This window comes from Mesorhizobium hunchu (genome assembly GCF_040081975.1).
GTDB lineage: Bacteria > Pseudomonadota > Alphaproteobacteria > Rhizobiales > Rhizobiaceae > Mesorhizobium > Mesorhizobium hunchu.
Window position 1 is genome coordinate 137,708 of record NZ_JBEBMG010000005.1, and the last position, 26,481, is coordinate 164,188.

A 26,481-nucleotide genomic window follows, 5' to 3' on the forward strand; every position below is an offset into this window, starting at 1 on the left:
TATGGGCGACTTTTCCTGGCTGACCGCGCAGCCGATCGCGCATCGCGGCTATCACGATCTCAACAAGCAATGCTGGGAAAACACGCTGTCGGCATTCGCGGCGGCGGTGGAGCGCGGCTTCGCCATCGAATGCGACGTGCATCTTTCCGCCGATCGCGTGCCGGTCGTCATCCATGACGACAATTTCCAGCGTCTGGCCGACCGTGACGGCTTCGTGTGGCAGCGCACCGCCGCCGAGATCGGCGCCATGAAGGTAGGCGGCACGGCTGATCATTTTCCAACGTTGAAGGAGACGCTGGACCTCGTGGCCGGGCGGGTGCCGCTGGTCATCGAGGTAAAGGGTACTCCCGGCCATGACGACGGGCTGGTCGAAAGCGTCGGCAGGCTGCTCGAAACCTATGACGGCAAGGTCGCGATCATGTCCTTCGATCACTGGCTGATCCGCGACTTCGCCAGATATGCACCGGGAATTCCGGCCGGCCTGACGGCCTACGGCAAGGACAACCAGTTGATCGAGGCGCATTTCTCGATGCTGGCGCACCAGATCGACTTCACCTCCTATGCCGCCGGCGACCTGCCCAACCCGTTCGTGTCGTTCGTGCGCGACAGGCTGAAGATGCCGGTGATCACCTGGACGATCCGCGACCAGCCGGCCATCGACCTGACTTTCCGCTACGCCGACCAGATGACCTTCGAGGGCTTCGACCCGGCGACGATGCGCATTGCCTGAGGAACACGACGACCACACTTGCGCGTCACACTGGGGCGCTTAAGTAAGCGTCATGGACCAGGAACCTGAGGATGCGAAGGATGCGGACTATTCGGTCCGCGTCGCGGCCACAATCGACGCGTTCACCCGCGCCGAATGGGACAGCCTGGGCGGCACGACCAGAGTTTCGGAAAGCGGCTACAACCCGTTCCTTTCCTTCGACTTCCTGAGCGCTTTGGAAGACTCCGGATGCGCTGTCCGGCGCACCGGCTGGCAGGGCCACCATCTTCGCTTGGAGACGGCAGGCGGACGGCTGCTCGGCGCGGTCCCCTGCTATGCGAAGTCCCACAGCCAGGGCGAATACGTCTTCGACCACGGCTGGGCCGACGCCTTCGAGCGCGCCGGCGGCGATTATTATCCGAAGCTGCAATGCTCCGTGCCCTTCACCCCGGTGACGGGTCCACGCCTTCTGGTGGCGCGGGACGAAGCGCCCGGAACGGTGAAGGCAGGTCTCGCCGCCGCGCTCAAACTGGTGACCGACAGGACCGGCGTGTCCTCCGCCCATGTTACGTTCCTGCCCGAAACCGATCTGCCGACGCTCGAGGCGGCCGGCTTCCTGCACCGCACCGACAAGCAGTTCCACTTCTTCAACGAGGGTTTTTCGTCCTACGACGACTTCCTCGCCACGCTGGCCTCGCGCAAGCGCAAGGCACTGAAGAAGGAGCGGCGCGAGGCGCTGGCCGACGGCATCGCTATCGACAGGCTGACGGGCAAGGACATCACCGAAAGCGTGTGGGACGATTTCTACGCCTTCTACACGGATACCGGCAGCCGCAAATGGGGCCGGCCCTATCTCAACCGGCAGTTCTTTTCGCTGATCGGAGAAAGCATGGCCGACGACATTTTGCTCGTCATGGCCAGGCGTAACGGCCGCTATGTCGCCGGCGCCATCAATTTCATCGGGTCGGACGCGCTCTACGGCCGCAACTGGGGCTGCATCGAGGATCACCCCTTCCTGCATTTCGAAGTCTGCTATCACCAGGCGATCGACTTCGCCATCGGACGAAAGCTGAGAGTGGTCGAAGCGGGGGCGCAGGGCGAGCACAAGCTGGCGCGCGGCTACCGGCCGGTGACGATGCACTCGGCGCACTATATCGCCCATCCCGGCCTGCGCCATGCGATCGCGGACTATCTTGAACGCGAACGGCGCGAAGTGGCACATATGAGCGATTATCTGGAAGAGCACACGCCTTTCAGGAAAGACCTCGAAGAGCACGATTGACCGCCACTGTTCAAACCTTTCGCTCGCCGACGATGGGCACCAGGAAGGAAAAGCATGCGATCAGGAAGAAGACGCCGCCTGCAAGCGCCAGCATGTCGCCCGCCCGCCACGCCGCCGCGATGAAGAACAGCGCCGAGACGATGAACAGCAGCCATCCGGCAAGGATCCACTTCATGAGAGACTCCGACTTGACGATCGCGCCTTCGGCGACAAACATCCCGGTCCCTTCTACCTGCGAGGCATCATGACGGTCTACGATCCCGACAACATCTTCGCCAAAATCCTGCGCGGGGACCTGCCGTCCCACAAGGTCTACGAGGACGACCACGTCGTGGCCTTCATGGACGTGATGCCCCAGGGCACGGGTCACACGCTGGTCGTGCCGAAAGCGCCGTCACGCAACCTGCTCGACGCCGACCCGGCGACCTTCGGCCCGCTTTTCGCCGTCACGCAGAAGATCGCTTCAGCCGTGAAAAAAGCCTTCGCCGCCGACGGCGTCGCCATCATGCAGTTCAACGAACCGGCGTCGGGACAGACGGTCTATCACCTCCACGTCCATGTCATCCCCCGCTTCGACGGCGTGCCGCTGAGGCCCCATACCGGCGATATGGAGAAACCCGAGGTGCTGGCCGCCAATGCCGCAAGGATCAAGGCGGCGCTGGAAGGTTAGAGCATGAGCAGGCCCGCGATCAGGAGCGCCTCGGCCACGAGGATGCCGACGATCATGCGCTTGCCGCTTGCGAAATAGGCGGCAAAGCCGACGACCGCAGCCCCGAGGCGGAGCGCCAGCGGCGTCGTGGCCAGCGCGCCGCCGGGGAAGACGATGAGGTTTCCCACCACCCCGGCGACAAGCGCTGTCGCCACCGAGCGGACCAGGACGAGCAGGTCCGACCCCTCCGCCATGCGGCCGCCGAGCGCCACGCCGAGGAAGCGCCAGAAGTCGGTGGCGACCCAGCCGGCAAGCAGGATGAAGAGGTACGGCCACCACCAGTGGCCGGATCCGAAATAAGTCATGAAGCGATCGCCCTGCGCGCGCGGTGCCATCCATAGGCGGCGCCACCGCCGACCAATCCGGCCGCCAGCAGGTCTCCGTCCGGAACGAGGATGTGAAACAGGGGCCCGAGCACGACGCCGAGGATCATCGCGACATGCCCTGCCTGCTCGCGCGCGGACCCCCACAACGAGGTCACGAAATACATCGGAGTGAGCATCAATAGCGCTGCCGAGATCGGAGCCGGCAGGGAATCGGCCAGCGCATAGACGACCGCCACCACGATCATGTTCATGCCGATGAGCGTAAAACCGAGGCCGGCGTAATAGGTCGTGCGCAAAGGGCGGGGCACGTCCTTCAGCCGCTCCAGCGCGAGAACCCAGGACGTGACGGCGACGCAATGAGCCAACGCATAGAGCACCCACCGAGGCGTGCGCTCGCTGCGCAATTCGGGAATCAGCGCCATCGCCATCGGCATCAGTCGTATCGCCGAAAGCGTCACGCCCAGCGCCACGGCAGGCAGCGTCACGCCGGCCGCGACAGCGCCGACAAGAACGACCTTGGAGGGCAGCGCCCAGACGACGCCCGTCATGAACACAGCCTGCGCGGCCGTTACCCCCGCCGCCTTGGCCAGCGCCGCGAAGCCCACGAACGAACTGATGAGGATGAGGCCCGGCAGCGAAATCGCGCCGCTCATGCCGCGCAGCAGCCAATAGGCCCGAGATCCGTCCGCCTCGGACACCTGCGTTTCGCCTGTCTCCATCATGCGGAGGGACCTAACACGGCAAGCAATTTGCTGCGACGCAAAACGATTGGCCCAAAAGTGCGGATATCACCCGGCAGGCATGAACCGGCGACACTTCGGCCAAAGAAAAAGCCCCGTCGCCGGGGCTTTCTCGTTTAGCAGGGGAAGGATCAGTTCTTGCGCGGAAGCTGCGGCACGAGGCTACGCTTTCCGCCGTCCTTGCCTTTCGCAGCCGGTTTCTTCGCAATAGCCGGCTTGGCCTTCTTTACCGGCGCCTTGCGGCTCTTGGGACGATCCGCCGGCTCTTCCTTCTTCGGGCTGACCGGCGTGTCGTCGGCCAAGGTCTCGAGTTTCAGGCCCGAATCGCCGGTCTCCTTCTTCTCGACGGTGATGCGAACCGTGCCGCCCTTCCTGAGCTTGCCGAACAGCACCTCGTCGGCCAGCGGCTTCTTGATGTGCTCCTGGATGACGCGGCCGAGCGGGCGGGCGCCCATGCGCTCGTCATAGCCCTTGTCCGCCAGCCAGGCGATCGCGTCCGGCTCGAGCTCGAAAGTCACGCCGCGGTCGGCCAGTTGCGCCTCGAGTTGCATGACGAACTTCTGCACGACCTGATGAATGACCGGCACCGGCAGCGAACCGAACGGGATGATCGCATCGAGGCGGTTGCGGAACTCGGGCGTGAACAGCCGGTTGATCGCCTCCACGTCGTCGCCTTCGCGTTTTGTGGAGCCGAAGCCGATCGCTGCGCGCTGCGCATCCGCGGCGCCCGCATTCGTGGTCATGATCAGGATCACGTTGCGGAAGTCGATCGACTTGCCGTTGTGATCGGTCAGCTTGCCGTGGTCCATCACCTGCAGCAGGATGTTGAACAGGTCCGGATGGGCCTTCTCGACCTCGTCCAGCAACAGCACGCAATGCGGATGCTGGTCGACGCCGTCGGTCAACAGACCGCCCTGGTCGAAGCCGACATAGCCGGGAGGCGCGCCGATCAGCCGCGAAACGGTATGGCGCTCCATGTATTCCGACATGTCGAAGCGAAGCAGTTCGACGCCGAGCGAAGCGGCCAACTGCTTGGCGACCTCGGTCTTGCCGACGCCGGTCGGGCCGGAGAACAGGTAGGAGCCGATCGGCTTCTCCGGTTCGCGCAGGCCCGCACGGGCGAGCTTGATGGCCGAGGTGAGCGCGGTGATCGCCGTATCCTGGCCATAGACCACCCGCTTCAGCTCGACGTCGAGCCCCGCCAGCACCTTCTCGTCGTCGGCCGAAACCGTCTTCGGCGGGATGCGCGCCATCGTGGCGATCGTTGCCTCGATTTCCCTGATGCCGATGGTCTTCTTACGCTTGGCTTCGGGCACCAGCATCTGCGAGGCGCCGGTCTCGTCGATCACGTCGATCGCCTTGTCCGGCAGCTTGCGGTCGCTGATATATCGCGCCGACAGTTCCACCGCGCCCTTGATGGCGTCGGTGGTGTACTTCACCTTGTGGAATTCCTCGAAATAGGGCTTCAGGCCCTTCATGATCTCGATGGCGTCCTCGACCGACGGCTCGTTGACGTCGATCTTCTGGAAGCGGCGCACCAAGGCCCGGTCCTTCTCGAAGAACTGGCGGAATTCCTTGTAGGTGGTCGAGCCGATGCAGCGGATCGCGCCGGAGGACAGCGCCGGCTTGAGCAGGTTGGACGCATCCATCGCGCCGCCGGAGGTCGCGCCGGCGCCGATCACCGTATGGATCTCGTCGATGAACAGGACGGCGCCGGGGAAATCCTCCAGTTCCTTCACCACCTGCTTCAGCCTCTCCTCGAAGTCGCCGCGATAGCGCGTGCCGGCGAGCAACGTGCCCATGTCGAGCGCGAAGATGGTGGCGTCCTGAAGCACTTCCGGCACGTCGCCCTCGACGATCCGCTTGGCCAGCCCTTCGGCGATCGCCGTCTTGCCGACACCGGGATCGCCGACATAGAGCGGATTGTTCTTGGAGCGGCGGCACAGCACCTGGATGGTGCGGTTGATCTCAGGTGTGCGGCCGATCAGCGGGTCGATGCGGCCCGAACGGGCCTTGTCGTTGAGGTTGACGCAGTAGGCCGTCAGGGCGTCCTGCTGTTTCTTCTTGCCCTCTTCCTGCTGTTCGGCGCCGGGAGCGCCCTGCTCTTCCTCCGCGCCGCGCGGCGTGCGGCTCTCGGAAGACCCCGGACGCTTGGCGATGCCGTGCGAGATGTAGTTGACCGCGTCGTAGCGGGTCATCTGCTGTTCCTGCAGGAAGTAGGCGGCGTGGCTCTCGCGCTCTGCGAAGATGGCGACGAGCACGTTGGCGCCCGAAACCTCCTCGCGTCCCGACGACTGCACATGGATCACCGCGCGCTGGATGACGCGCTGGAAACCCGCGGTCGGCTTGGAATCCTCGTCATAGCCGGTGACGAGATTGTCGAGTTCGGTATCGATATAGGTCAGCACCGTCTGCTTGAGCTCATCGAGGTCGACGTTGCAGGCACGCATGACCGCGGCCGCTTCCGTGTCGTCGATGAGCGCCAGCAGAAGATGCTCCAGCGTGGCGTATTCATGGTGCCGCTCGTTGGCGAGCGTCAGCGCCTGGTGAAGCGCCTTTTCAAGCCCCTGCGAAAATGCCGGCATAATTCCTCACTTCTTTTCCATCACGCATTGCAGCGGATGCTGGTTCTGTCTTGCGAAATCCATGACCTGGGACACCTTGGTCTCGGCCACTTCGAATGTATAGACGCCGCATTCGCCGACGCCGTGGTTATGGACGTGCAGCATGATGCGGGTCGCCGCTTCCCGGTCCTTCTGGAAGAAACGCTCCAGCACATGGACCACGAATTCCATGGGTGTGTAGTCGTCGTTGAGGATGAGGACCCGGTAGAGGCTGGGCTTCTTGGTTCTGGTCCTGGTGCGCGTTATGACGGTCGTGCCGCGGCCGGTTCCATTACCGTCGCCACCGTTCTGCATGCGCACCGCTCCAGTCGCGGCTTCCAGACTGATGCTCACGAAAAAGCTGCCCTTAAACGAATCCTCGTGCGAAACCGACATGTAGGTTCTCGATGCAGGATTTTAAGCCCTTCTGTTTAGCTGACAATATGGCTAGGTCGGCAATCAGGCCGGATTTTCACGGTTCGCCGCCGCCAGGCCGAACGGCGACGAAAAAACCCGGCCGCGCGGTCGCGACCGGGTCTTCGACAGACCGCGCCAATGGCTCGCGCGGTGGATTTCGCGCGCTCAATCCGCTGTGGCGGCGCCCGGTGTGGCGACGAATGATTCGAACGGCTTGTAAGCGCTCTTGGCAAGGTCGGCGTAAAGCGCGCTGAACTTGCCGGCCTCGGCCACGAACGTCTCATAGGACGCTTTGAGGTAGCCCGCCTGGATGTCGACCGCGTCTTCGATCGACTTCGCCGAAAACAGCGCCTCGATGAAATCCTGTCCGGCCTCGGCGCTTTTGCGCGTGTATTCGCTGGCTTCGGCGGCAATCGACTGTGCGCCGCTCGACAGCGAGTTCAGGCTCGTCGTGCCGTTCTCGACGAACTCCCTGCTGTACTGTGTGAAATCCTCGTAGGTCATCGCGGCCTCCCTTCAAAGAGCGCCCGACAGGGCATTGTGCGATGCATGAAAGCTATGGTGCGCCGCACAAGAAGTCAATTTCCTCTCCACCATCACCGCATTTGAATAAAGCTCGCATCGATTGCGGCGAAAAGTATGAACGCGCCGGTTACCATAAACGGATTGGTAACGCTGACGCTGGTAGCGTGCCCTGCAAGTGAGGTCGGACCCTTTGCCGGCCGTCAGTTGCAACAAGAATCCAAGGGTAGTGACAGTGGGTAGCGCGTTGTCGGTCATCGTCTCCGGGACAAGGTTTTCCTTCAAGCCATTGGCGATCGTTATATTGGCGGCGACGCTGGTGGCGGGCGACGCAGTCGCGGCTTTCGCGGCCCAGTATTCGGCCATCGTGGTCGACGCCAGGAACGGCAAGACGCTCTATTCGAAAGATTCGAACGGACGTCGCTACCCGGCGTCGCTGACCAAGATGATGACGCTGTACCTGACGTTCGAGGCGCTGAACAAAGGCCGCATCTCAAAATCGACCCCCGTTGTCTTCTCCGCCAACGCAGCCGCGGAACCGCCGACCAAGCTCGGCGTACGCAAGGGCGGTTCGGTCACCGTCGAGACGGCGATCCTGTCGATGGTGACGAAATCGGCCAATGATTCCGCCACCGCGCTCGGTGAATTGCTCGGAGGCTCGGAGGCGAACTTCGCGCGCATGATGACCGCCAAGGCGCGTCAGCTCGGCATGGACAGCACCGTTTTCCGCAACGCCAACGGATTGCCCAATCCCGGCCAGTTCACCACGGCGCACGACATGGCCATCCTCGGCATAGCGTTGCGCGAGCACTACCCGCAGTACTACGGTTATTTCTCGACGCGTTCCTTCATGTACGGCAAGCGCCGCATCAACGGCCACAATCGCCTGCTTGGCCGGATCAAGGGCGTTGACGGCATCAAGACCGGCTATACGCGCGCGTCGGGCTTCAACCTCGTGACCTCGGTTTCGACCGGCGGGCGGCGTCTCGTCGCAGTCGTCATGGGCGGCAAAACCGGTCGTGCCCGCGACAACCAGATGGCCAGGCTGATCCACACCTATCTGCCAAAGGCCAGCACGCGCGGCGGCGGCGACCTTGTGGCAAAGAACGATTCTTCGCCTGTCGCCGCGATCGCCAAGGTGCTTCTGCCCAAGCACGACGCGCCGACCCCCGACAAGCGGCCGGTCGTGCAGGTGGCGGACGACGACACGGCTCAAACCACCGTGGATACCGTCGAGGCGAAGACGGCGACGGTCGCCGCCTACGCGGAAGCCAGCCAGGTCGACCCGCTTGCCACCGCATCCGTGTCGAAAGGCGCATGGGTCGTGCAGATCGCCTCCTCGCCCCGGCAGTCCGAGGCGAAAGCCTTCCTGGAAAAGGCGACCAAGAAGGCGCCGACGGTGCTGGCCGACGCGTCGAGCTTCACCGTCGCCTTCGACAATGGCGGCACCACCTACTACCGCGCGCGCTTCGGTGGATTCGGCTCACAGACCGCCGCCCTCAAGGCCTGCAAGGCGCTGAAGCGCAAGAAGATCGATTGCTATGCCGTTCAGCAGTAGCGGCGTTGCGGGAATGAACTCCGGCAAGTTTTTCGTCGAAGGAGAGTCAGCCGTGATCGGAGAGAAGAACGTCCTTGGCCTGATCGATCCGCGCCGCCAGGAACGAAGCGCGGTGGACATCGGGGTTCAGGCGCTGCATCAGACGGCGGTGCGCCTTGCGGACATCCGCCGCGGCGGCTCCCGCCTCAAGACCAAGGACCTTGTAGGCCTCCTCCTTAGTCATGGCGCCCGCACCTGGCGCAACGCCCAACCCATCGTCACCGTTCGCCTGCACGTCAGCACGCCAGGCGGGAAACCGGGCGTCAAGATACGTTTCCAGTAACTGCCGGCTGTCGGCGTCGCTCGACAGTTCGCTAAACAGTTCCGTCAGTTCGGGAAGCGACATCGTGCCGAGCATGCGGCCTTCGGCACGTCCGGCAAGCACGAGCCCTTCCAGCGCGCCCGTGCGGTGATCGAGTTCCATCTCCAGGGCGGCGGTGCGCACCATCGAACGCTGGTTCGTCGGTCTCGGCCTCCGCGCTCCGTTCCGAAGGGCATAGAAGGCCAAGGCCGCAAGGACAAACCCAGCGCCTATCGCTGGCCACCCCGCCAGGGCGGCGCCAAATCCCGCCAATAGCAAGGCCGAGGGGCCAGACATTCGCACGGAGCCGGCCAGACGGGCCGGGTTGGCACGCATGAACAGAAAAATGCCGACGGCAAGCAGCAGCACCACAAGCAGGATGCCGATAACCACATTCATCGTCAGCCACCTCGGAAACGGCGACGCACGTTCCTCCTGAAGCGGATCGCGATCCTCGGAGTCGCGTCCTGCGCCTCAGGCATCTTCCTCGGCATGTCCTTGCCCGGCGCCCGCTTTCGCGAACATGCTTTAGACAGCAATCATGACTTTGAAAGGGTCGGAACGCCAGCCTTTATGCCGCGTCACAACAGCCCGAGTTCCGCGAGTTCCTGGCGCAGTTGCGGCGGCATGGCCGCCACGCCCGCGCTACCCCTGCCGAGGTCCGCCGGCGCATCCGCGGCCTTGAGGTAACGCCACCCCTGGAAGGCCCGGCGCGGCTGCCAATGGGTGCGCACGACCTGCGGATCGAGCATCAGCCGGCAGCGGCCGATGCCATCGTCGTCCGTGAAAGGCCGGATATCGGTGATGCGCTGGCGGCATTGGACCGAACCCTTGATGACCCAGTAGAGCGAGCCGCCGTCCAGCACCTCGCCCGTCCGCGACGGCACCATCCGCGTTGTATGCCAATGCTCGACAGGCTCCCCGGCACGCCGCCTGATCTCCAGGCGCTCGGCGATCCACTCTTCGAGATCCTCGACGCTGTCGCAGCCGACGCAGAGCTTTATGATGTTGAGGGCCATGACCGGAATTTAGCGGGACCGACACGCAGGTTCAACGATGCGGCGCGTTATGCACAGCGAAGTCAGCTTTCGGCCACCGTCTCGATTGCCTTGGCAACCCATTCGTTCAGGCTCTTGTTCTCGGCCGCCGCCGCGATGACCGCCGCTTCGTGCGTCTTGGGATCCAACCTCACATTGAACCGGCCCGAAAATTCCCGAAACGGAGAAATGCCTTTCTCCCTGCACATCTCCAGGAAAATACGCAGCGAAGCCGCCCCCTCGCGGGAAAGCTGATCGACATCCCGGGCGTAGAAATCCGCGCCCCCGTTCAGGCCGAGAAACTCCCCGCGGAGCATACCGATTTCAGGATCGAACGAAACGACCGCCTTGTGACTGTCGATCTCAATGATGTTCTTCATGGTTCTATTCCGTGGCTTTCCAGCCATTTTCGAATGCTGGCAACAGCGCCCTTGTCGGTCTGCGGACTCGGATGAGGCCGATGAAAAACCCGGACCTCGCCGAAAAGAAAAACGCCGATACGAGAGCCTTCACGTTCGCTGATTTCCGCGCCCAAGGCGATGAAGAGGCCTTCAATGTCCGACCAGCGAATGGTGCCGCTGACCGGTCGGGCGAAAATCTGCGTCAGTGTTCCCTGATGCTTTCGCTTCATACTAGATAGTACCAATATATGGTATCATTCGCAAGAGATGCAATCACTAGGTTAAGTGCCTACTGGGCGCTCGGCGATTGAAGACGTTCACACGTAGGCCGTCATCCAGGTTTCGCTGCGCAACCAGAATAACGTAGAAAAGGGCATCAACACTCCACCACGTTCACGGCAAGGCCGCCAAGGCTGGTTTCCTTGTATTTCTCGTTCATGTCGAGGCCGGTCTGGCGCATCGTCTCGATGGCCGAATCGAGCGGCACGAAATGCTTGCCGTCGCCCTTGATGGCAAGCGAGGCCGCCGTTACCGCCTTGACCGCGCCCAGCGCGTTGCGCTCGATGCAGGGCACCTGCACCAGTCCGGCGACCGGGTCGCAGGTCATGCCGAGATGATGCTCCAGCGCGATCTCGGCAGCGTTCTCCACCTGCTCGGGCGTACCGCTCATGACGGCGCACAAGCCGGCGGCGGCCATCGCCGAAGCGGAACCGACCTCGCCCTGACAGCCGACCTCGGCGCCCGAGATCGAGGCGTTCGACTTGATGATGCCGCCAACAGCGGCGGCCGTCAGCAGGAAATCGCGGATCGAGGCCTGGTCGGCCTCGGGATGGAAATGCAGCCAGTAGCGCATCACCGCCGGCACCACCCCGGCCGCGCCATTAGTCGGCGCGGTGACCACGCGGCCGCCGCCGGCGTTCTCCTCGTTGACCGCCATGGCATAGATCGACAGCCAGTCGTTGGCGAGAAGCGGATTGGGTCGGTTCTGCTGCCATTGCTCCTGCAGCTTGTCGTGAAGCTGCTTGGCGCGGCGGCGCACTTTCAGGCCACCGGGCATGATGCCCTCCTGGCCCAGCCCCCGGTCGATGCAACCCTTCATGGCCGCCCAGATGGCGTCGAGCCCCGAATCCAGTTCCTCGCGCGTCATGTGGGTTTCCTCGTTGACGCGCTTCATGTCGGCGATGGAAAGCCCGCTTCGCTCCGCCATGGAGAGCATTTCCGCCGCATTCCTGAACGGATGCGGCACCTTCCTGCCCTCCGTCGTCACCGAGCCGCGCGCCTTCATGCGCTGCAATTCCTCCTCGGAAACGACGAAGCCGCCGCCGATCGAATAGTAGATCCGCTTCAGGAGAAGCCGCCCGCCGGCATCATAGGCGTAGAAGGCCATGCCGTTGGCATGACCCGTCAACGGCGTTTTCTTGTCGAGCACGAGATCCGCCGCCGGATCGAAGCGATAGGCCGGATGCCCTGGCGGCACGATCTTCTTCTCGGCCGCGATCCTCGCGATGATGGCGTCCGCCTGGTCCGGATCGACGGTCTGCGGGCTTTCGCCGGCGAGGCCGAGGATGACCGCGCGATCGGAGCCGTGGCCGATCCCGGTATAGGCCAGCGAACCGTGCAGGCTGGCCCCGACACGCTCAACCGTCACGCCCGCCGGACGCGGCCAGTCGTTGCCGGCCACCTCGTCGAGAAAGCGCCGCGCCGCCGTCATCGGTCCCATCGTATGGGAGCTCGACGGCCCGATACCGATCTTGAACAGGTCGAACACCGAAAGGAACACGCTGCGCCAGCCTCCGTCGTTCACTACCGATCTATATAGGAATTGCGGCGAGTCTCGACTGTTTCCTGTTCCGTGGCTGAGCGCCGGCCGACCTCGCCTGCTCCGGCCGCGACATGAAGCGAGCGGTTGGCGCTACGGCGTTGTCCTGCCGCCGCGCACCGCAAACGCTCGCGAAGTCCGCCGTCAGGCTGCGGCCAGCAGGCTCGCATTGCCGCCTGCGGCGGTGGTGTCGACGCAGACGGCACGCTCATGGGCATAGGCGGCCGGATTATAGATCTCGCTGACCAGCGGCACGATCGGCCCGTCGCGCTCGGCGATGATCCGGCGAACCGTCCGCATCGATTCGGGCGTGCCGGAATAGGCCACCACGTCGACCTTCAGCGACCGCGCCTCGACCGGATCGGGCCGCCCGTCCAGCACAGACAGCGGCAGCCCCTTGCCGGTGAGCGGCGAAAGCGCCGCGCCAGCGCCAGGCGCCACGGCAAGAACGGCATTGCCGGCCGCGAGCGCCTGGATCGTCTGGGCAAGCAGCGTGTCGGGGTCGGGTCCGAGTGCCAGCACCCTGCCCCGCGGCGCCAGCGACAGGGTGTTGGCCTCGCCGGTCGGGCCGGGCAGATCGACCTGCCCGTATTCCAGGCTCGACGCCGCATTCATGGCGGCCGCGCCCTTGCCGCGCAGATGCTTGCGCAGGATGGCGATACGATCCGCGCGCGTCGACCAGCCGCCCAGCGCGGGGTCCGGCATGTTGTCCGCCAATTCCGTTGCCGTCACCTTGCGGGCGTCGGGCAGATGGGCGCCGGTCTCAGGTCCCTTGCGGAAACGGCGCAGGTAGTGCGGGCCGCCGGCCTTCGGGCCGGTGCCGGACAGGCCCTCGCCGCCGAAGGGCTGCGAGCCGACCACCGCGCCGATCTGGTTGCGGTTGACATAGACATTGCCGACATGCAGCCGGTCGACCACATGCTGGACGCGCGCCTCGATGCGCGTGTGCAGGCCGAACGTCAGGCCATAGCCCTTGCGATTGATCGCGGCGACGACGCGGTCGATGTCCTCGGCGTCGAAGCTCGCGACATGCAGGACAGGGCCGAACACCTCGCGCTGCATCTCCTCGATGCCCTTCACACGGAACACCGAAGGCGGCACGAAGCGGCCGCCCTCCGGCGCATCAAGCGCAGAAACAAGTCGGCCATCCAGATACATCCTGTTGCAATAGGCATCGATCGACGTTCTGGCCTCGTCGTCGATCACCGGCCCGACATCGGTGGAGGCAAGCCACGGGTCGCCTATCCTGAGCGCCTGCATGGCGCCTTTCAGCATTTCCAGCATCTTCGCCTCGACATCCTTCTGGACGTAGAGGATGCGCAGCGCCGAGCAGCGCTGGCCGGCGCTCTGGAAGGCGGAGGCGAGCACGTCGCGGATCGCCTGTTCGGGAAGCGCCGTCGAGTCGACGATCATTGCGTTCAGCCCGCCGGTCTCGGCGATCAGCATGGCGTCAGGCACAGCCGTCTTCGCCAGTTGCCTCTCGATCAGCTTGGCGACCTCGGTCGAGCCGGTGAAGCACACGCCGGCAATGCGCGGGTCGGCGGTCAGAGGCGCGCCGACCGACGGGCCGTCACCGGGCAGCAACTGGAGGACATCGGCGGGCACGCCCGCCTCGTGCAGCATCTCGACCGCCCTGAAGGCGATCAGCGGCGTCTGCTCGGCCGGCTTGGCCAGCACCGCGTTGCCGGTGACCAGCGCCGCGGCGATCTGACCGGTGAAGATGGCGAGCGGAAAATTCCACGGCGAGATGCAGACGATCGCGCCGCGCGCAGAGGTGCCGGCTTCGACGTTGGCCGCCTGCTCTGCATAATAACGCAGGAAATCCACCGCCTCACGTACCTCGGCGACGCCGTCGGCCAGCGTCTTGCCTGCCTCGCGGGTGCACAGCGCGAAGAATTCGACCGCGTGCTTCTCATAGAGGTCCGCCGCGCGATGCAGGACGGCGGCGCGTTCGGAAACCGGCCGCTTCGCCCAGGCCGGTTGCGCCTTGACGGCGAACCCGACCGCCGTAGCTGCCTGCTTCGCCGTCGCTTCGGCGATCATGCCCACAGCCTCTGACGGACGCGCCGGATTGACGACCGGACGCGCCTTGCCAGCGCCGGCGGCGCGGGTCAGCGGCTTCGCCCGCCATTGGTGAGGCGCGGCGAACTTTTCGCGTTCCGTGTCGATTTCGGCCAGCGTGACCGGATCGGTAATATCGAACCCCTTGGAGTTGCTGCGCACGCCCTTGAAGATCGCGGCCGGCGTCGGAATGTTAGGGTTGGCCGCCAGCCCCTGCGTTTCCACGACGGTAAACGGGTCGCGGGCGATCTCCTCGGGTTCCACGTCGTCATCGGTCAACTGATGCACGAAGGAGGAATTGGCGCCGTTCTCCAGCAGGCGGCGCACCAGATAGGCCAGCAGGTCGGAATGCGCGCCGACCGGCGCATAGATGCGGCAACGCGTGCCTTCCGCCTTGCGTACCGTCTCGTGCAGCGCCTCGCCCATGCCGTGCAACCGCTGGAACTCGAAACTTTCGCGGTCCCCCGCCATCGACAGGATGGCCGCGACGGTATGCGCGTTGTGGGTCGCGAATTGCGGATAGATACGGTCCGTCATCGACAGCAGCTTGCGCGCGCAGGCCATGTAGGACACGTCCGTGTTCGGCTTGCGGGTGAACACCGGATAGCCCGGCAGGCCGAGCGTCTGGGCGCGCTTAATCTCGGTGTCCCAATAGGCGCCCTTGACCAGACGAACCATGATGGTGCGGTCCAGCCGCTTCGCCAGCGCGTAAAGCCAGTCGATCACGTGGAAGGCGCGCGGACCATAGGCCTGCACCACGACGCCGAAGCCGTCCCAGTCGGCCAGCCGCGGATCGGCCAGGACCTTGGCTATGACGTCGAGCGACAGGTCGAGCCGGTCGGCTTCCTCGGCATCGACGTTGAGGCCCATGCGGCTCTGGCGGGCGTCGAGCGCGAGCGATAGAAGCCGCTCGCACATCACCGGCAGCATCGTCTCCTTCTGCAGGATCTCGTAGCGCGGATGCAGCGCCGAGAGTTTGACCGAAATGCCGTGGTTAAGCCGGATTTCGGGACCATTGGTGCCGGCGTCGAGCGAGGAGATGGCGTCCGAATAGGCCTTCAGGTAGCGCAGGGCGTCCACCTCGGTACGGGCCGCTTCGCCCAGCATGTCGAAGGAATAGAGATAGCCCTTGCGGGTCATTGCGCTGCCCCGGCGCACGGCTTCCTCGATCGTGCGCCCGAGCACGAATTGCTCGCCCATCTCGCGCATCGCCGCCGCCACCGCCTTACGGATGACCGGCTCGCCGAGGCGCCGCACCATGCCGCGCAGCGTGCGCTCGATAGAGCCTTCGCCCTCCTCCAGCACGCGGCCGGTCAGCATCAGCGCCCATGTCGAGGCATTGACGAAGATCGAACTGGATTCGCCCGAATGCGCCGACCAGTCATGCGGCGCGATCTTGTCGGCGATCAGGTCGTCCATCGTCTCGGCGTCCGGCACGCGCAGCAGGGCTTCGGCAAGGCACATCAGCGCCACGCCTTCCTTGGTGGAGAGGCCGTAGGCCGAAAGGAAGACCTCCATCAGCCTCGGGTCGGTCGAGCCGCGCACGGCCCGGACCAGATCGGCGGCGCGCTTGGAAATCGCCTTGCGTTCATCCGCGCCCAACCCGGTCGCTGTGACGAGCCGTTGCAGCACCTCATTCTCTTCAGGGATGTAGTTGGCGCGAATCTGCTGGCGGATCGAGTCGAGTGTAGCCATGGCGTTCCATCGCAAAGCACATGTGGGCCGGCGGCGCCGGAATGACGACGGAGCCTAGCACAACCGCCGCTTTCAACGTGGTCCAAAGAGGTTGGCCGATTAGGGAAATAACGCTATGATAGCCTGACTTAATAAGCCATTTGGACTGAAATTTTCATGTCAGAAGACCAATTGGACCGCATCGACCGCAACATCATCACTGCGATGGCGAAAAACGGCCGCCTCTCGATGGCTGAGCTGGCGGAAAAAGTGGGCCTGTCCAAGACCCCGGTCCAGGCCAGGCTCAAACGACTCGAGCGAGACGGCTACATTCGCGGCTATGCGGCAATCGTCGACCGGGAGAAGATGGGCGAAGGCCACGTCGCCTTCGTGCAGGTAAAGCTGTCGGACACGCGCTCGGCCGCGCTCGACGCCTTCAACCGCGCGGCGGCCGCCGTACCCGAGATCGAGCAGTGCCACATGATGGCGGCCAGCTTCGATTACCTCCTGAAAGTGCGCACCCGCGATATCGCCGCCTACCGCCGCATCCTCGGAGAACGCATCTCCGGCCTGCCGCATGTCGCGCAGACCTCCACATTCGTGGCGATGGAGACGGTGAAGGACCGATAGGAGCGCTCACGCCGCCCGAGCCTGGTCCATAGTCTCCCCCGGATCACGCCACCTCGCGCTGTGGAAAGACGCGCTTCGACCGTCCTTGGCCGCCGGCAAGGATGGCGCTCGCGAAATCAACAAGCTACAGCGTTGACCGCAGGACGGAGATATTCATGGGTACGACCGCGCAAGGCAACGGCATCGCATCGATCGGCGAGTGCATGATCGAACTGTCCGGCGGTCAGGCCAGCAACTGGCGCATGGGCTTCGCCGGCGATACCTTCAACACGCTCTGGGCGCTGCATGCGCTGAGCAGGGACAGGCCGGCCACCTATGTCTCCGCCTTCGGCGACGACCCGTTCTCGCGCGACCAGATCGACTTCCTCGCCACGCACGGCATCGGCATCGGCTCCAGTCCCGTCATTTCCGGCGCCCGGCCCGGCCTTTACGCCATCACGCTGACGGGCGCCGAGCGTTCCTTCACCTATTGGCGCGGAGACGCCGCCGCGCGGCAACTGGCAAGCGATCCGGTCAAGCTGTCGAAAAGCCTGGAAGATCAGTCTCTTGTCTATTTTTCCGGAATCACTTTGGCAATTCTGGACACGCAGGGAAGAAAGATCCTGCTGGAGGCACTTGCCACCGCCCGGTCGGCCGGGAGCCTTATCGCATTCGACCCCAACTACCGCCCTCGCCTGTGGCCGAGCCGGGAAGCGGCTCAGGTGGCCATCACCGAGGCGCTCGGCGTGACCGACATCGCGCTCCCGACCTACCCCGACGAAGAAGCGCTGTTCGGCGACGAGACGCCCGCGGCAACGGCCGCCCGCCTGGCACAGCAGGTCAGGGAGGTCGTGGTCAAGAATGGCGAGCAGCCGGCCCTGATCGTTGCCGACGGCGCCAGCGAAAGCATCGAGGCGGTGCATGTCCCCTCGCCGCTCGATACGACCGGCGCCGGCGATTCCTTCAACGGCGGCTACCTCGCCGCCCGCCTCGCCGGCTTCGCCCCGGCAGAGGCCGCGAAACGCGCGCACCGGGTCGCGGCTGCCGTCGTCCAGGTGCGCGGCGCGCTGGCGCCCTTCGAAGTGCTGCGGAAGGCCTTCGAAAGCTAGAATGGACAGAAGCTAAGGCAGGCGGAACCGATATTCGGTGACGTGATGATAAACCGCTCCGGGCCACAGCGTCGCCTGCGGGAAATAAGGCCGGTTGGGTGCGTCCGGCCAGATCTGCGGCTCAAGGCAGAAGCCCGAGAACGGCCTGTATCCGATGCCGTCGATGCCCGGGCCGGGCGGCGAGACATGCTGGCCGATATAGAGCTGCAGTCCCGGTTCGGTGGTCCACAGTTCCATTTCCACGCCCGACGATGCGCCCTGCACCCATGCGGCCTGCCGCAAGGGGCCGCGCGCAGCGGAAAGGCAGAAATTGACGTCGTAGTCCGGTTTCGCGACGCTCCCGTCCGAAGCGATCTGGCGCGCATGGCGAAAGTCGAAAGGCGTGGCGTCCACGGGTTGCACGACCCCCGTCGGGATCATGTCTGCATCGACCGGCAGGTAGGCGCCGGCATTGAGCATCATGCGATGGCCGAGAATGTCTCCGGCGCCGCCGTCGTCCAGGTTGAAATAGGAATGCTGGGTAAGATTGCAGACAGTCGGCTCCTCGCAGGTCGCGGTCAGTTCGACCGACAGCGTCCCCGGTATCTTGAGCCTGTAGGTGCAGGTCACTTCCAGCGCGCCGGGAAACCCCATCGACCCGGCCGGATCGTGCAGGGTCAGCGTCACGAAGTCCCGGCCATGCAGGGAAACCGTCCAGGGTCGGTGAAAATAGCCGTTCGAGCCGCCGTGGAGCAGGTGCCTGTCGAGAAAATTCCGGTCGAGCTGATGGCGCTCGCCCGCCAGCGTGAAGCGGCCGTCGCGGATGCGGTTGGCGTAGCGCCCGACGACGGTGCCGAAGAAATGCGTATCGGTTTCGTAAGGCGCCAGCCTGTCGAAGCCGAGCACCAGCGGGGCGTCGTGGCCGGCGAGCCGCAGATCCTGGATGATCGCCCCGAGGCCGATGATGTTGGCCGTCAGGCCACCGCCCCGGATGGAGAAACGGCGGATATCCTCGCCCGCTTCCGTCGTGCCGAAGACCTCGCCGTTCTTCATCCGTGCAGTATCCGCCGAGGCCCGGCGCCTTCTCTTGCCAACAAGGCCGGCAGCCCGGTCAGAAACCGAGGCCGCCGATGCAGACGTATTTGGTATCGAGGTAGTCGTCCATGCCCTGGTGCCCGCCTTCACGGCCGAGCCCGGATTCCTTGACGCCGCCGAACGGCGCTTCCGGCGTGGTGATCAGGCCTTCGTTCACGCCCACCATGCCGTATTTCAGCCCTTCCATGACGCGGAAGGCGCGGCCGAGATCGCCGGTGTAGAAATAGGCGGCGAGGCCGAATTCCGTGTCGTTGGCCATCGCGACGGCTTCCTCTTCCGTCTCGAACTTGAAGACGGGGGCCACCGGCCCGAAAATCTCGTCCTTCATGAACTTCATGTCGGGCGTAGCGCCGGAAATGACTGTCGGCTGGAAGAACGAGCCGCCCAGCGCATGGCGCTTGCCGCCGGCCACGATCTTGCCGCCCTTGGCAGTTGCGTCGCTGATGAATTCCTCGACCTTCTCGACCGCCTTCTCGTCGATCAGCGGCCCCTGCTGGACGCCGTCGTCCATGCCTGGACCGACCTTGAGCTTGTCCGACGCATCGGCCAGCTTCTCAACGAACCTGTCATAGATACCCGCCTGCACGAAGAAGCGGTTGGTGCACACGCAGGTCTGACCGGAATTGCGGTATTTCGCAGTGACGGCGCCCTGCACGGCACGATCGAGGTCGGCGTCGTCGAAGACCAGGAACGGCGCATTGCCGCCGAGTTCCATCGAAACCTTCTTCACCGTCGAAGCCGACTTCTCGATCAGGATCTTGCCGACCTCGGTCGAGCCGGTGAAGGTGATCTTCTTCACCAACGGATTGGCGCAGATCTCGTCGCCGATCTCGCCGGCCGAGCCGGTGACGATGTTGACCACGCCCTTCGGGATGCCGACTTCCTCGCACAGCGCGCCCCAGGCGAGACCCGAATAGGGCGTCTGCGAAGCGGGCTTCACCACTGCGGTGCAGCCGGCGGCCAGCGCCGGGCCAATCTTGCGCGACAGCATCGAGGACGGGAAGTTCCACGGTGTGATGGCGGCGATGACGCCCACCGGCTCGCGCGTTACCAGGACGCGGCGGTCAGCCCAGGGCGAAGGCACCACGTCGCCATAGGCGCGGCGCGCTTCCTCGGCGAACCAGAGAACATAGGCTGCGGACGAGCCGATCTCGCCCCTGGATTCGGTCAGCGATTTGCCCTGCTCGATGGTGAGCAGTTCGGCCAGCGCGTCCTGATTGTCCATGATGGCGTCATGCAGCTTGCGCAGCAGCTTCGAGCGCTCCAGCGCCGACGTCTTCTTCCAGTCCTTGAACGCCGCATCGGCCGCCTCGATCGCCCGGCGCGTCTCCGCCCTGCCCGCCTTCGGCACGGTGCCGATCTTCAGGCCGGTCGCCGGATTGATGACATCGATCGTTTGCCCGGAGTCCGCCTGGACCCATTCACCGTTGATGAGAATGGCTTCCTTCATGAAATGACTGGTCTTCTGGAGCATGGCCAAGCCTCCGATCGCCGCGCCGCGAAGGCGCATGTGCAGGAAAATTCTTCCGTGGAGTGCGCTCGATAGAGTGCGACGCACTGGACCACCGCTCTTACTCCACGGCAAGGGCGGCGATCAATCGATATAGGGCACCCTAAGCGCTGGGCCAGCGGGAAACAATAGACGCAGATCTATTTGTCTGACAAATAGTCAGCCAAAAACGTGCTGCACGACGACCAGCCAGAACGCCATCGTAGCCACAGCGAGGGCGGTCGCAATGGTCAACTGGTTCGAGGCGAGCGCCTGGCCGGTGCCGAACTGCGTTGCGATCAGGTAGGAATTCACGCCCGAGGGCAGCCCGGCCGCGATCACCACCACCTTGGCCGTCAAAGGCGGAAGCCCGAACAGCCATACCAGCGCAAGCGCCAGCGCGGGCATCACCAGCAGTTTCAGGAAAGACAGGGCGAGCGCCGGACGAATATTGCCGGATATGCCGAAGCGGCGCAGGCCGAGCCCCATGGCGAAAAGCGCCACAGGTCCGGCCACGTCGGCCAGCGCGTCGACCAGCCGCGCGGCAAGCGCGGGCAATGGCAGGCCGACGAACCGCCATGCCAGCCCGGCAAGAATTCCGATGATCAGGGGATTGGAGAATATCCTCGAGCCGAAACTCCGCAACACCTTGAGAGCACGGAACTGGCCGTCTCCCCGCGGCCCGAAAATCTCGAACAGGATGATGGAGGCCATCATCATGAGGGGCAGGTGCACCGACACCAGCAGCGAAAGCACGTCGACGCCCGGTTGGCCGAAAACGCCGATCATGAACGGGATGCCGAGCAGCACGAGATTGGAGAACGCCGAGGAAACGCCACCGACGACGCCGACACGGCCGTCCCGGCCGAACAGGCGCGTCACGATCAGGTGACCCGCCGCCCAGGTTATCGCAACGGCGAGGAAATAAGCTACCCACAACAGCCACGGCGCCGCGCCATGGAAATCGACCTTGGCGATGGTGCGGAAAAGCAGGAGCGGCATGGCCACCCCCACCGCGAACTCCGAAATTGCCTCTCCGCTCTCGGCCTTGAGATAGCCCGTCAGCCCGGTGAGATAACCGAGCGCGACGAGGCCGAAAACGAACAGGACGGTTTGGGCGAGCGCGGACATGGCTGCCCCTGTAGGCGAGCCCCCGCCATCGCGCAACGGACGACACGGTAAAGAGGAAGATTTTAAACCGATGCAAGGCTGGCACGCGGCATTTGTTTCCTCCAGGCACTTCGATGCCTATATGCCTTCGACTGCTTGTTCGATCGAAAGACCCCCGATGCTCCGACTGGCGCTGATTTTCCTGCTTCTGGCTGCGCCGGCGGCCCATGCCACCGAAGCCGGCTGGGCGCTGCTGCGCGACGGCGGCCATGTCGTGCTGCTTCGGCACGCCTACGCCAACGGCACGGGCGATCCCGCCACGCTCGACATCGAAAAATGCGCGACCCAACGCAATCTGTCCGACAGAGGCAAGCAGCAGGCCCGCAAGATCGGCTCGCTGTTCGCCGCCCGCGCCGCGCCGGTGGAACGGGTGCTGTCCAGCCGCTACTGCCGTTGTCTGGACACCGCACGCATCGCCTTCGAATCGGAGCCCGAGCCGTTCGCGCCGCTCGATCCGCCGGATGCGGACCCGGCGAAGCGTGCGGCCCAGCTCGCCGCCATCGTCGAGAAAATCCGCGACTACGCGGGCGCGGACAATATGATCCTGGTCACCCATCTGGAGGACGTCGAGGCGCTCACCGGCATTTCACCGCGCGAGGGCGAAGCGGTGATCGTGGGGGCTCAGGACGACGGTTTGCGCGTCATGGGCCGCGTCACCTTCTAGGCGATCGGCGAACTCGCCTGGCCGGGTCTTGTTCGGGAGCCGTTGCCATACTACCTGCCATCGGCACATTCGGCCTTTTCCTGCGCGGAAAAACCGATTAGACACCGCCAGACTACCTACCGACCGCAAACTGCCCGCAATCGAAGGAACAGACCTTGGCCACCACGTTCGAAAAAGTCGCCAAGATCATCGCCGACACGAGCGAGATCGATATCGACACCATCACGCCGGAAAGCCATACCATCGACGATCTGGGCATCGACAGCCTCGACTTCCTCGACATCGTCTTTGCCATCGACAAGGAGTTCGGCATCAAGGTGCCGCTCGAGAAGTGGACGCAGGAAGTCAACGACGGCAAGGCATCGACCGACGAATATTTCGTCATGAAGAACCTGTGCGCCAAGATCGACGGCCTTGTCGCGGCCAAGAACGCCGGCGGCGCCGCAAGCTGAGGCGGGCCGGCGCCCGCTTGACCGGCGGCCCGTCGCCCGGTAACTGCCGCCCATGAGCCTTCACGACGTCGTCATCACCGGCATTGGTCTGGTTTCCTCGCTGGGCGAAGGGCCGGATGCGCATTGGGCGAAGCTGAGCGAGCCAAATCCGACCCCGGTTCTGGAGACGGAACGCTTCGCGCCCTATACCGTCCATCCCCTTCCCGAGATCGACTGGAACCTGCAGATCGCCAAGCGCGGCGACCAGCGCCAGATGGAAACCTGGCAGCGGCTAGGCACCTATACGGCCGGTCTCGCCCTGGACGACGCCGGTATCAAGGGCGACGAGGCGCTGTGCGCCTCGATGGACATGGTGGTGGCGGCCGGCGGCGGCGAGCGGGACGTTTCGGTCGACAATTCCATCCTCGCGGCTTCGACCGGGCGCACGGACTTCGACGTGCTGCTCAATGAGAAGTTGACGACGGACCTGCGCCCGACATTGTTCCTGGCGCAGCTTTCCAACCTGCTCGCCGGCAACATCTCCATCGTCCACAAGGTCACCGGCTCGTCCCGTACCTTCATGGGCGAGGAAGGCGCCGGCGTGGCGGCGGTTGAGACGGCGGCGGCCCGCATCCGTTCCGGCCAGTCCACGCACATGCTGGTCGGCGGAGCTTTCCAGACCGAACATCCCGACATGCTTCTCGGCTACGAACTCGCAGGCTACCTGCATCGCGGGCAGTGGAAACCCGTCTGGCAACGCCATGCTTCCGAAGGCGGCGGCGTGGTGTCGGGCTCGGGCGGCGCGTTCCTGGTGCTGGAAAGCCGCGAGCATGCCGAACGGCGCGGCCGCAGGGCCTATGCGACCCTCGGTCCGGTCCATTCCGCCCGCGCCCGCCGGGCGCGCGGCGAACTCGACGCCGGCATCGCCGGACTGCTCGAGGCAGCGGACCTGCCGGAAGGCGACCTGCTCGCGGTGTCCGGCGCTTCGGGAGCCCATAACGCCACCGCCGCCGAGAAGGCCCTGCTCGATGCCAATCCATTCATTGCGGCGCGAGGCTTCTCCTCACTGACCGGCCATCTCAAGGAGGCGCAGTTTCCTTTTGCGGTGGCTCTCGCCGCGCTGGCGGTCGCCAACAAGGCGCCCTACTCCGTCTTCGACGCGGAAAACGAAAAGCCGTTCGAAAAAAGTCCGCAACAGGTTCTGGCAACGGCGATCGGCTATCACCAATTCGAAGGCATGGCGCTGGTCGGCGGCGCCTGAACGTCGCGATAGGAATGTGCGCATGGCCAGCTTCAAGGATCATCTCGGGCGTCCCGTCGTCGCCGTCACGGGCATCGGCGTCGTCACCTCTCTCGGCAAGGGCAAGCAGGAGAACTGGGCGGCGCTGACGTCGGGGAAATCCGGCATCCATCCCATCAGCCGCTTCCCTGTCGATCATCTCAATACCCGCATTTCCGGCATGGTCGATTTCCTGCCGTCCAGTTCGAAAGGCGCCAGCGCGCTCACTTACGAGCTGGCTGAAACGGCGGCGGTGGAGGCGATCGAGGAATCCGGCCTCTCTCTCGACGATTTCGGCGGCCCGCTGTTTCTCGCCTCGCCGCCTGTCGAGCTCGACTGGCACGATCGGCTGGCGCTCTACAAAGGCGGCGACAACGAGGATGCCTCGGAGCGCCTTCTCGAAGTCGCGCGCAGCCTGAATGCGTCGGATATGTTCGACAGCTCGCAGTTCGGCTTCATCGCAGACCGGCTGGCCGACCGCTTCGGCGCGACCGGACTGCCGATCACGCTCTCGACCGCCTGCGCTTCCGGCGCAACGGCAATCCAGCTCGGCGTCGAGGCTATCCGGCGCGGCGAATGCGACCGCGCGCTGGCGATCGGCGCCGACGGTTCCGCCACGGCGGAAGCGCTGATCCGCTTCTCGCTGCTGTCGGCGCTGTCCACCAGCAACGACGCGCCGGAGAAGGCGTCGAAACCCTTCTCCAAAGATCGCGACGGTTTTGTCCTGGCCGAAGGCTCGGCGGCGCTGGTGCTGGAATCGCTGGAAGCGGCGCTCGCGCGCGGCGCAACCGTGCTCGGCATATTGCGCGGCTGCGGCGAGAAAGCCGACGACTTCCACCGCACGCGCTCGAAGCCTGATGCCTCGCCTGCCATCGCCGCCGTCAAGGCCGCACTCGCCGACGCCGGGCTCGCAGAAGACGAGATCGACTACATCAACGCGCACGGCACCTCGACGCCCGAGAACGACAAGATGGAGCACCTGTCTCTCTCCACCGTCTTCGGCGAACGGATCGGCCGCATTCCCGTCTCGTCGAACAAATCGATGATCGGCCACACCCTGTCGGCGGCCGGAGCCATCGAAGCCGCGTTTTCGCTGATGACGATGCGCGAGGGCGTCATCCCACCGACCATCAACTACGACAATCCCGATCCGGCGATCGCGCTCGACGTGGTGCCGAACGTGAAGCGCGAGACATCGGTGCGCACCGTGCTTTCCAACTCCTTCGGCTTCGGCGGCCAGAACACCTGCCTTGTCATGGCGCGGGAACCAACGTGAAGAGCGTGAATGGTGAATAGTAAAATGGTAAGTGGCCGGGAGAATGACTTCAGCGCATTGCCGCCAGCATTCAGGCGGGGTATCCGGCTGCCATTCACCATTCACCTTTCGCCATTCACCCGGTGACCACCATGCGCGCATTGCAACTCATTGAGGACCGGCGGCTCGAAACCGTCGATCTGCCGCCGCCTCCGCCACCTTCGCTCGGCGAGGTCACGCTGCGCATCAAGGCCGTGGCGCTCAACCATATCGACGTCTGGGGCTGGCGCGGCATGGCGTTCGCCAAGCGCAAGCTGCCGCTGGTGGTGGGCGCGGAAGCCTCCGGCGAGGTCGAGGCCATCGGTTCCGGCGTCTCCAACCTGCTTCCCGGCCAGCTCGTCTCGATCTACGGCGCGCGTACCTGCGGCCTGTGCCGAGCCTGCCGCGAAGGCCGCGATAATTTGTGCGAGCACGTTTCGGGCGTGCACGGCTTCCATCTCGATGGCTTTGCACAGGAGAAGATCAACCTGCCGGCGCGACTGCTCGTCCCCGCCCCACCCGGCGTAGATGCGATCGGCGCGGCGGTGGCGCCCGTCACCTTCGGCACGGTCGAGCACATGCTGTTCGACAATGCGAAGCTGGAGCCGGGCGAGACGATCCTCGTCCATGCCGGCGGCTCCGGCATCGGCAGCGCGGCCATCCAGCTCGCGAAGAAGATGGGTTGTACGGTCATCACCACCGTGGGCTCGAACGACAAGGTCGAGAAGGCGAAGGCGCTCGGCGCCGACCACGTCATCAATTACCGCGAAGACCGCTTCGAGGGCGTGGTGCGCAAGCTGACCAAGAAGAAGGGCGTCGATGTCGTCTTCGAGCATGTCGGCAAAGACACATGGGCCGGCTCCATGTTCAGCCTCAAGCGCGGCGGCCGGCTCGTCACATGCGGCTCCACCTCCGGTGTCTCGACCGAGGTGAACCTGATGATGCTCTTCCAGCAGCAATTGAAGCTGCTCGGCTCCTTCGGCTGCCGCATGGAGAACATGGCGAACGCCATGCTCAAGATGGCCGCCGGCCAGGTCCATCCCGTCATCGATACCGAGGTCGATTTCGACGGCATCGGCACGGCGCTCAAGCGCATGGAAGGCCGCGACGTGTTCGGCAAGATCATCCTCAAGGTCGGTTGAGGCGACCCTTGGCGAAACGCAA

General features: G+C 64.5%; 26 protein-coding genes. 11 read left to right on the forward strand and 15 right to left on the reverse strand.

Annotated elements, in window-relative coordinates:
* Window position 1: 1 nt before the first annotated feature.
* Window positions 2-730, forward strand: a complete 729-nt coding sequence (locus tag ABMA46_RS11065) for a glycerophosphodiester phosphodiesterase (protein ID WP_348999406.1) — start codon at window positions 2-4, stop codon at window positions 728-730.
* Between the two features lie 52 nt (window positions 731-782).
* Window positions 783-1,991 carry a GNAT family N-acetyltransferase gene (locus ABMA46_RS11070; RefSeq protein ID WP_348999407.1) on the forward strand — a complete coding sequence of 403 codons (1,209 nt, stop codon included), beginning with the start codon at window positions 783-785 and terminating at the stop codon, window positions 1,989-1,991.
* A gap of 10 nt (window positions 1,992-2,001) precedes the next feature.
* On the opposite strand, the gene ABMA46_RS11075 is transcribed toward ABMA46_RS11070, so the two are convergent.
* Window positions 2,002-2,208 carry a hypothetical protein gene (locus ABMA46_RS11075; protein ID WP_348999408.1) on the reverse strand — a complete coding sequence of 69 codons (207 nt, stop codon included), beginning with the start codon at window positions 2,206-2,208 and terminating at the stop codon, window positions 2,002-2,004.
* A 27-nt stretch (window positions 2,209-2,235) separates the two neighbouring features.
* On the opposite strand from ABMA46_RS11075, the gene ABMA46_RS11080 reads away from it, so the two are divergent.
* Complete coding sequence (locus tag ABMA46_RS11080; protein ID WP_348999409.1) at window positions 2,236-2,661, forward strand: HIT family protein; 426 nt, start codon at window positions 2,236-2,238, stop codon at window positions 2,659-2,661.
* Here the strand turns inward: ABMA46_RS11080 and ABMA46_RS11085 are convergent.
* The 5 genes from ABMA46_RS11085 to ABMA46_RS11105 all read right to left on the reverse strand — a co-directional run bounded on the left by ABMA46_RS11085 (window position 2,658) and on the right by ABMA46_RS11105 (window position 7,290).
* Window positions 2,658-3,005, reverse strand: coding sequence for an AzlD domain-containing protein (locus tag ABMA46_RS11085; protein ID WP_348999410.1), 348 nt, complete (start codon window positions 3,003-3,005; stop codon window positions 2,658-2,660). The two genes, ABMA46_RS11080 and ABMA46_RS11085, sit on opposite strands and share 4 nt — an antisense overlap.
* A complete protein-coding gene (locus ABMA46_RS11090) occupies window positions 3,002-3,748 on the reverse strand; it encodes an AzlC family ABC transporter permease (RefSeq protein ID WP_348999411.1) in 747 nt (248 codons plus the stop codon). Before ABMA46_RS11090 ends, ABMA46_RS11085 begins: the two co-directional genes overlap by 4 nt.
* 149 nt (window positions 3,749-3,897) lie before the next feature.
* Entirely contained in the window at window positions 3,898-6,351 is a 2,454-nt protein-coding gene (gene clpA / locus ABMA46_RS11095; protein WP_348999412.1) for an ATP-dependent Clp protease ATP-binding subunit ClpA, read from the reverse strand.
* Between the two features lie 6 nt (window positions 6,352-6,357).
* On the reverse strand, window positions 6,358-6,684 hold the full coding sequence (clpS, locus tag ABMA46_RS11100; protein ID WP_348999631.1) for an ATP-dependent Clp protease adapter ClpS: 327 nt from the start codon (window positions 6,682-6,684) through the stop codon (window positions 6,358-6,360).
* Window positions 6,685-6,951: 267 nt separating this feature from the next.
* Window positions 6,952-7,290 carry a phasin family protein gene (locus tag ABMA46_RS11105; protein ID WP_348999413.1) on the reverse strand — a complete coding sequence of 113 codons (339 nt, stop codon included), beginning with the start codon at window positions 7,288-7,290 and terminating at the stop codon, window positions 6,952-6,954.
* 253 nt (window positions 7,291-7,543) lie between these two features.
* On the opposite strand from ABMA46_RS11105, the gene ABMA46_RS11110 reads away from it, so the two are divergent.
* Window positions 7,544-8,866 carry a D-alanyl-D-alanine carboxypeptidase gene (locus tag ABMA46_RS11110; RefSeq protein WP_348999414.1) on the forward strand — a complete coding sequence of 441 codons (1,323 nt, stop codon included), beginning with the start codon at window positions 7,544-7,546 and terminating at the stop codon, window positions 8,864-8,866.
* Between the two features lie 46 nt (window positions 8,867-8,912).
* Here ABMA46_RS11110 and ABMA46_RS11115 read toward each other — a convergent pair whose 3' ends face one another.
* The 6 genes from ABMA46_RS11115 to putA all read right to left on the reverse strand — a co-directional run bounded on the left by ABMA46_RS11115 (window position 8,913) and on the right by putA (window position 16,219).
* Entirely contained in the window at window positions 8,913-9,605 is a 693-nt protein-coding gene (locus ABMA46_RS11115; RefSeq protein ID WP_348999415.1) for a J domain-containing protein, read from the reverse strand.
* 182 nt (window positions 9,606-9,787) lie between these two features.
* Window positions 9,788-10,225, reverse strand: coding sequence for a DUF1489 family protein (locus tag ABMA46_RS11120; RefSeq protein ID WP_348999416.1), 438 nt, complete (start codon window positions 10,223-10,225; stop codon window positions 9,788-9,790).
* Between the two features lie 62 nt (window positions 10,226-10,287).
* Window positions 10,288-10,650 (reverse strand): type II toxin-antitoxin system HicB family antitoxin, encoded by a 363-nt coding sequence (locus tag ABMA46_RS11125; protein ID WP_348999417.1) that lies wholly within the window; start codon window positions 10,648-10,650, stop codon window positions 10,288-10,290.
* Window positions 10,620-10,874: a type II toxin-antitoxin system HicA family toxin gene (locus ABMA46_RS11130; RefSeq protein ID WP_348999418.1), complete on the reverse strand. Its 255-nt coding sequence runs from the start codon at window positions 10,872-10,874 to the stop codon at window positions 10,620-10,622. Before ABMA46_RS11130 ends, ABMA46_RS11125 begins: the two co-directional genes overlap by 31 nt.
* Window positions 10,875-11,020: 146 nt before the next feature.
* Entirely contained in the window at window positions 11,021-12,424 is a 1,404-nt protein-coding gene (locus ABMA46_RS11135; RefSeq protein ID WP_348999419.1) for an L-serine ammonia-lyase, read from the reverse strand.
* Window positions 12,425-12,607: 183 nt separating this feature from the next.
* A complete protein-coding gene (putA, locus tag ABMA46_RS11140) occupies window positions 12,608-16,219 on the reverse strand; it encodes a bifunctional proline dehydrogenase/L-glutamate gamma-semialdehyde dehydrogenase PutA (protein WP_348999420.1) in 3,612 nt (1,203 codons plus the stop codon).
* A 156-nt stretch (window positions 16,220-16,375) separates the two neighbouring features.
* Here putA and ABMA46_RS11145 point away from each other — a divergent pair, with 156 nt between their 5' ends.
* Window positions 16,376-16,828 carry an Lrp/AsnC family transcriptional regulator gene (locus ABMA46_RS11145; protein ID WP_348999421.1) on the forward strand — a complete coding sequence of 151 codons (453 nt, stop codon included), beginning with the start codon at window positions 16,376-16,378 and terminating at the stop codon, window positions 16,826-16,828.
* A gap of 155 nt (window positions 16,829-16,983) precedes the next feature.
* Entirely contained in the window at window positions 16,984-17,916 is a 933-nt protein-coding gene (locus ABMA46_RS11150) for a sugar kinase (protein WP_348999422.1), read from the forward strand.
* Between the two features lie 12 nt (window positions 17,917-17,928).
* Here ABMA46_RS11150 and ABMA46_RS11155 read toward each other — a convergent pair whose 3' ends face one another.
* The 3 genes from ABMA46_RS11155 to ABMA46_RS11165 all read right to left on the reverse strand — a co-directional run bounded on the left by ABMA46_RS11155 (window position 17,929) and on the right by ABMA46_RS11165 (window position 21,610).
* A complete protein-coding gene (locus tag ABMA46_RS11155) occupies window positions 17,929-18,948 on the reverse strand; it encodes an aldose epimerase family protein (protein WP_348999423.1) in 1,020 nt (339 codons plus the stop codon).
* A 58-nt stretch (window positions 18,949-19,006) separates the two neighbouring features.
* The gene (locus ABMA46_RS11160; protein ID WP_348999424.1) at window positions 19,007-20,464 is read right to left on the reverse strand and encodes an NAD-dependent succinate-semialdehyde dehydrogenase; all 1,458 of its coding nucleotides are present in this window, start codon (window positions 20,462-20,464) and stop codon (window positions 19,007-19,009) included.
* Between the two features lie 195 nt (window positions 20,465-20,659).
* Complete coding sequence (locus ABMA46_RS11165; protein ID WP_348999425.1) at window positions 20,660-21,610, reverse strand: AEC family transporter; 951 nt, start codon at window positions 21,608-21,610, stop codon at window positions 20,660-20,662.
* A gap of 157 nt (window positions 21,611-21,767) precedes the next feature.
* Between ABMA46_RS11165 and ABMA46_RS11170 the strand changes: the two genes are divergently transcribed.
* The 5 genes from ABMA46_RS11170 to ABMA46_RS11190 all read left to right on the forward strand — a co-directional run bounded on the left by ABMA46_RS11170 (window position 21,768) and on the right by ABMA46_RS11190 (window position 26,459).
* Window positions 21,768-22,313: a histidine phosphatase family protein gene (locus ABMA46_RS11170; RefSeq protein WP_348999426.1), complete on the forward strand. Its 546-nt coding sequence runs from the start codon at window positions 21,768-21,770 to the stop codon at window positions 22,311-22,313.
* A 155-nt stretch (window positions 22,314-22,468) separates the two neighbouring features.
* Window positions 22,469-22,765 carry an acyl carrier protein gene (locus ABMA46_RS11175; protein WP_348999427.1) on the forward strand — a complete coding sequence of 99 codons (297 nt, stop codon included), beginning with the start codon at window positions 22,469-22,471 and terminating at the stop codon, window positions 22,763-22,765.
* 52 nt (window positions 22,766-22,817) lie between these two features.
* Window positions 22,818-24,005: a beta-ketoacyl-ACP synthase gene (locus ABMA46_RS11180; protein ID WP_348999428.1), complete on the forward strand. Its 1,188-nt coding sequence runs from the start codon at window positions 22,818-22,820 to the stop codon at window positions 24,003-24,005.
* A 22-nt stretch (window positions 24,006-24,027) separates the two neighbouring features.
* Window positions 24,028-25,299 (forward strand): beta-ketoacyl-ACP synthase, encoded by a 1,272-nt coding sequence (locus ABMA46_RS11185; protein ID WP_348999429.1) that lies wholly within the window; start codon window positions 24,028-24,030, stop codon window positions 25,297-25,299.
* 131 nt (window positions 25,300-25,430) lie between these two features.
* Entirely contained in the window at window positions 25,431-26,459 is a 1,029-nt protein-coding gene (locus tag ABMA46_RS11190) for a zinc-binding dehydrogenase (protein WP_348999430.1), read from the forward strand.
* The last annotated feature ends 22 nt before the right edge of the window (window positions 26,460-26,481 follow it).